Below are 4,982 nucleotides of genomic sequence, written 5' to 3'. Positions count from 1 at the left end.
TTCACCAACAGAGAACGCCACTACTGGAATATCTTCTGCAGAGAGGCCCTGGTTAGCCAGTTCTTTGTAGAACGGGACATTGGCATCACCGTTGATGGTTGAAACCACAGCAGTCTTTTTACCCTGCGAACCGAATTTCTTTATATCAGAAACGATGGTCTGCCAGTCAGAGTGACCAAAGGGCGTGTAGTTGATCATGATATCTTTTTCAGCCACGCCTTTGCTTTTTAGGTAGGCTTCAAGAATTTTATTGGTGGTACGTGGGTAAACGTAGTCGGTACCTGCCAATACCCAGCGTTTTACTGAACCACCCGCTGAACTCATTAAATAATCAACTGCAGGTATCGCCTGCTGGTTGGGCGCAGCGCCAGTGTAGAAAACATTTTTCGACGATTCTTCGCCTTCGTACTGAACGGGGTAGAACAACAGGCCATTTAATTCTTCAATAACCGGCAATACGGATTTGCGCGATACTGATGTCCAGCAACCAAAAATGACATCGACTTTGTCTTTGTCTAACAACTCTTTGGTTTTTTCTGCAAACAATGGCCAGTTAGACGCAGGGTCTACAACAACTGCTTCTAATTTTTTGCCCAGCAGGCCGCCTTTTTTATTCTGCTCGTCAATGAGCATCAACACGGTGTCTTTTAGCGTGGTTTCACTGATCGCCATGGTGCCCGACAAAGAATGCAAAACGCCGACTTTGATCGTGTCTGCCGCCTGAGCAATTGAGGCACTTAGCGACAAGGTCGCGGCCGCCAACACAATACTGCTGTGTTTGGCGAATGCCTTGATGGATGATTTTGTTTTCATACTTCGCTCCCAACTCTATTTTTATTCCATTAATCGCAAACGCACTGGGATTAATGAACCCTGGTAAATCTACCCAGGGGTATTAGCAGAATTGGTGCCAATCAGCCTAAAGCGCTTATTTGCGGGCCCTAGCGGAAATAACGCAGAATTTATTAGCCATGAACGGAGCTTGTTGGCCTTATCCTCGTGCAATGGGCCGCACAATTTATGTGCAGGCGCACCAAAGTCAAACAAGGTAAATATTCAACGGCTGAGTAATAGAAAAAATCCGAAGCCGATAGCAAACACCGCGGACAGTGATTGCAGCCCCGGCTGGAAGTTGCGATGACGGCGACCCAATCGAGCAAAACCACCGCGTAAAGCGAAGCCAACGCCGGCCATTGCGGCAATTAGCCCTAGGTTGAAAAGTACTACATGCGCCATTCCCAAGGAGGGACTGGCGAACCCCGCCGCAGGAAGGATTGCCAACAGTGGTGCTGAACCTGCACTGCCATGGATCAAGCCAATCCATAGTGCGGACACTTTAACGCCCTGTTTTGAATCATCATGTTGATGCTGGCGCCACAAATGGTAAAAACTCAAACCCCCGATCCCAATGAGCATCCAAGCCACAAAAGCCTCGGCAACAGCGCTAAACTGAAAGGGGATTGACGCGCCAGCCAATAGTACACAGCTCGCCACAACAATCACTGCCAGACCGTGACCCAGCCCCCAGTGCATAGCGAAGCGCAAACTGTGCCGGCCATTGTCACGCCCGCTCATACCACTGACAGCGGCGAGATGGTCGCCATCAAAGGCATGCACCACCCCCGCCGCAAAGCCAATGAACAACACTGTAATCAAAGGCGACATACTAGCTCCCCAATTTCAATTAAGCGCCGAGCATGCCCTGCTCAACAATAAAATCGACAATGTCCTTAACACCACTGCCGTCTTTCAAGTTGCTAAAAATAAACGGTTTGTCGCCACGCATGCGCTTGGCATCGCGATCCATCACATTGAGATCGGCACCCACTAGAGGTGCTAAGTCGGTTTTATTAATAATCAATAAATCTGAGCGGGTAATTCCCGGCCCACCTTTGCGAGGAATTTTATCGCCGGCAGAAACATCGATCACATAGATGGTTAAATCCGACAACTCTGGACTGAACGTCGCCGCCAGATTGTCACCACCGCTTTCAATCATAATTAAATCTAAATCGGGAAAGCGGCCACTGAGTTCAGCCACTGCGGACAAATTCATCGAGGCGTCTTCGCGGATTGCGGTATGGGGGCAGCCGCCGGTTTCAACACCGAGAATGCGCGACTGGTCGAGGACCTCGTGGCGCAATAAAAACTCGGCATCTTCCCGGGTGTATATATCATTGGTGATAACAGCAATATCAAAACGCTCGCGCAACTCGGCGCACAGGGTTTTCACCAAGGCGGTTTTACCAGAACCTACTGGGCCGCCAATACCAAGCCGCAATGCAGGCTTTTTCATACTCGATACTCCACTATTAATTTATTAATAAAAATATTAAGACCGAAACAAACGCGAATACTGGGTTTCATGTTGGGCAGACGCCATCGCTAAACCAGGCAGACCGACCCCAAGCTCGTCGTTATGCCGAGCTTTTGAGGCCTCGACGCTGGTCTCCAACACGGGCATTAGGGCCATGAGCAAACGCTGACCATCGGTTTGCCCCAGCGGCACTAATTTGATTGCCGCGGCGACCTGATTTTCTAACCAACTCCAAGCAAAGCCGCTGAGCGCGTCGTCGTTGTCGACTCGCCAATGCTGAGCAGCCAAGGCGAATGCCGTGGCAAAACTCACCGCCACACCCTTGGGCCACGCGACGGCATTCGGCACGTCCAGCGAGACCAGTAAGCGCAGCAGGGCTTCTCCCATTTGCACGTCTTCTAACAGCAACTCTTTAGATTCCCGGGCCGCCTGCAAATAGTCATTCCAGTACCCAACTTCGTCCAAATCTTCAGACTGCCAAGCCGAATGTAAGCGCTGCAATACCGGTAAATCCAAGCCGCCTAAGCTGTGGCATAACACCTCACCAATCCAATCTTTGGCCGCATCCAAATCCGCCACCCAGCCGCGCTCTACCGCGTACTCCAGACCTTGGGAATAGGCGTAAGCCCCCACCGGCAGAGCTGGACTAACGAGATGCATGAGGTGAAGCAATGGGCTAGTCATGATGGTGGTGATGGCTGTGTATACTGCCCGCGCCACTATTGTGATAGGCGCCGTTTTCGGGGTGGAAGGGTTTTTCACCGACCTGTACCGCTAAACCCAAACCCCGCAGCATATCGTCGAGCACATGATCGTGCTGATAGCGTAGCTCACCGGCGTCAATCTGCAGGGGTACGTGACGATTACCTAAATGATACGCAGCCCGAGCAAACAACAGCGCGTCTTCGGTACGTACCAATGACAGGCTTTCTTTGGCGGCAACTACCGATATCTGCTCGCCATTTTTTGCAATGAGCACATCACCATCGGCGAGCACCTGCCCGCGCTCAAGATACCAAGACAATTCCGCACCGCAGCGGGTTTTGCCACGAAAACGACTGCGCTGCCGATCTTGGTAGTTCAGCACAATACTCATTTCTGGCGCCAAACCTGGCCCGGCACCGGCCACTTCAAAACACTCAAGCATCACTGGCTTCCAAATTAAAATTATTCATTCGCAGTTAATAAAACCAGCCCATCAAAACAGACAATAGCGCTGCGCCAAGGGCAGCTCAGTCGCCGGTTCGCAAATAAGCAATTGGCCATCGGCCCGCACCTCGTAGGTATCGGGATCGACCTCCATTTCTGGCTGGTAATTATTCAGCACCATATCGGCCTTGGTGACATTACGGCAGTTTTTCACCGCCACCAGTGGACGATCTAAACCGAGTGCCGTGCCAATATCCGCATCAATCGCCGCTTGGCTGACAAAGCTCACCGAGGTCTGTACGCAGGCTTTACCATAAGCGCCGAACATCATCCGATAGTGCACCGGCTGCGGGGTGGGAATCGAGGCATTGGGGTCACCCATCGGCGCGGCGGCAATGGCTCCACCCTTGATAATCATGGCGGGCTTGATGCCGAAAAACGCGGGTTTCCACAGCACTAAATCAGCGAGTTTATCTACCTCAATAGAGCCAACCTCATGGCTAATACCGTGGGCAATAGCGGGGTTAATAGTGTATTTGGCAATATAGCGACGGGCGCGAAAATTGTCATTGTCGGCGCTGTCTTCGGGCAGCGGGCCGCGCTGTACTTTCATTTTGTGAGCTGTCTGCCAAGTGCGGCACACTACCTCACCGACCCGGCCCATGGCTTGGGAGTCGGAGGCAATCATCGAGAAGGCGCCAAGGTCGTGAAGAATATCTTCAGCGGCAATGGTTTCCTTGCGAATACGCGAATCCGCGAAAGCCACGTCTTCGGGAATATTGGGGTCGAGATGATGGCAGACCATGAGCATATCCAAATGCTCGTCCACGGTATTCACAGTATAGGGCCGGGTAGGATTAGTCGACGAGGGCAGTACATTCGCCGCGCCACAGGCTTTGATAATATCTGGCGCGTGACCGCCGCCAGCCCCTTCAGTGTGATAGGTATGAATAGTACGGCCTTTAAACGCAGCGAGAGTGTCTTCGACAAAACCCGACTCATTTAAAGTGTCGGTGTGAATCGCCACCTGTACATCGTATTTTTCGGCCACGCTCAGGCAGCAATCTATTGAAGCGGGCGTGGTGCCCCAATCTTCGTGGAGTTTTAAGCCCATGGCACCGGCTTGAATCTGTTCTTCCAGCGACTCTGGCAAGCTGGCATTGCCCTTGCCCAAAAACCCCAAATTCATGGGAAAGCTCTCAGCCGCTTGTAGCATCTTACCCATATGCCACGCCCCCGGCGTACAGGTGGTGGCGTTGGTGCCAGTTGCTGGGCCGGTGCCGCCGCCAATCATGGTGGTCACGCCGCTCATCAAGGCTTCTTCAATTTGCTGAGGGCAAATAAAGTGGATGTGCGAATCGATGGCACCGGCGGTTAAGATCTGACCTTCACCGGCAATCACCTCGGTGCCGGGGCCGACAATAATATCGACATTGGGCTGAATATCGGGATTACCGGCTTTACCGATAGCGCAAATGCGCCCGGCCTTAATAGCGACGTCGGCTTTGACCACACC

The 4,982-nt window shown here is 52.1% G+C and carries 6 protein-coding genes; all 6 read right to left on the bottom strand.

Features of this window, described 5'->3' with window-relative positions:
* The coding region (locus tag ABYT30_RS15410; protein WP_373097388.1) for a transporter substrate-binding protein at positions 1-813 on the bottom strand (813 nt) is incomplete at its 3' end.
* 243 nt (positions 814-1,056) lie between these two features.
* On the bottom strand, positions 1,057-1,665 hold the full coding sequence (locus ABYT30_RS15405) for an urease accessory protein UreH (RefSeq protein WP_373080515.1): 609 nt from the start codon (positions 1,663-1,665) through the stop codon (positions 1,057-1,059).
* Between the two features lie 19 nt (positions 1,666-1,684).
* The gene (gene ureG, locus ABYT30_RS15400) at positions 1,685-2,296 is read right to left on the bottom strand and encodes an urease accessory protein UreG (protein WP_373097387.1); all 612 of its coding nucleotides are present in this window, start codon (positions 2,294-2,296) and stop codon (positions 1,685-1,687) included.
* A gap of 36 nt (positions 2,297-2,332) precedes the next feature.
* Positions 2,333-3,001: an urease accessory protein UreF gene (locus ABYT30_RS15395; RefSeq protein ID WP_373097386.1), complete on the bottom strand. Its 669-nt coding sequence runs from the start codon at positions 2,999-3,001 to the stop codon at positions 2,333-2,335.
* On the bottom strand, positions 2,994-3,464 hold the full coding sequence (gene ureE / locus ABYT30_RS15390) for an urease accessory protein UreE (protein ID WP_373080506.1): 471 nt from the start codon (positions 3,462-3,464) through the stop codon (positions 2,994-2,996). The genes ABYT30_RS15395 and ureE overlap by 8 nt, the downstream gene beginning before the upstream one ends.
* Positions 3,465-3,515: 51 nt before the next feature.
* Positions 3,516-4,982 (bottom strand): urease subunit alpha (gene ureC, locus ABYT30_RS15385; protein ID WP_373097385.1); only part of this gene is annotated, 1,467 nt, incomplete at its 5' end.

The sequence above is a fragment of the Zhongshania sp. genome (assembly GCF_041623545.1).
In the GTDB taxonomy this organism is placed as follows: Bacteria; Pseudomonadota; Gammaproteobacteria; order Pseudomonadales; family Spongiibacteraceae; genus Spongiibacter.
The sequence above is the reverse complement of the archived record's forward strand: the minus strand, read 5'-3'. Positions and strand labels throughout refer to the sequence as shown.